Origin of the sequence: Roseisolibacter sp. H3M3-2 (assembly GCF_029211165.1) — a bacterium.
In the GTDB taxonomy this organism is placed as follows: domain Bacteria; phylum Gemmatimonadota; class Gemmatimonadetes; order Gemmatimonadales; family Gemmatimonadaceae; genus Roseisolibacter.
The window spans coordinates 1-780 of sequence record NZ_JARGEK010000746.1 but is presented as its reverse complement, the minus strand read 5'-3'; the positions used below and the strand labels follow the sequence as shown (position 1 = coordinate 780).

1 pseudogene is annotated in these 780 nt (G+C 57.1%); it reads left to right on the top strand.

Annotation, left to right across the window (positions count from 1 at the left end):
• Positions 1–235 (top strand): annotated as a pseudogene (locus tag PYV61_RS26150) (hypothetical protein); the annotation flags it as partial.
• Positions 236–780 lie beyond the last annotated feature (545 nt).

The window sequence follows — 780 nt, the reverse complement described above, 5'->3', positions numbered from 1 at the left end:
GCGCCGCATCCCGACCCTGTATCCGGGCGAGCAGCAACTACCGACCGGCCCCGGCGAGGAGCCGCCCAGCCAGCCCGGCATTCCGGGCATGGAACCAGACCTGCCAGCCTTGACCGAAACGGAGGAATGGGAACGGCGCGGGCAGCAGCGCCTGCCGATGCCCGATGAGCCGTGTTTTCTGGACGATGGCGAGCCGTTGGAGCCGCCGACACGGGTCACGCTGCCGCGCCGGTAGCACTTGGGTTGCGCAGCAACCCGTAAGTGCGCTGTTCCAGACTATCGGCTGTAGCCGCCTCGCCGCCCTATACCTTGTCTGCCTCCCCGCGTTGCGTCGCGGTGCATGGAGCCGGGCCACCTCGACCTGAATGGAAGCCGGCGGCACCTCGCTAACGGATTCACCGTTTTTATCAGGCTCTGGGAGGCAGAATAAATGATCATATCGTCAATTATTACCTCCACGGGGAGAGCCTGAGCAAACTGGCCTCAGGCATTTGAGAAGCACACGGTCACACTGCTTCCGGTAGTCAATAAACCGGTAAACCAGCAATAGACATAAGCGGCTATTTAACGACCCTGCCCTGAACCGACGACCGGGTCGAATTTGCTTTCGAATTTCTGCCATTCATCCGCTTATTATCACTTATTCAGGCGTAGCAACCAGGCGTTTAAGGGCACCAATAACTGCCTTAAAAAAATTACGCCCCGCCCTGCCACTCATCGCAGTACGGCCTATTGGTTAAAAAATGAGCTGATTTAACAAAAATTTAACGCGAATTTTAA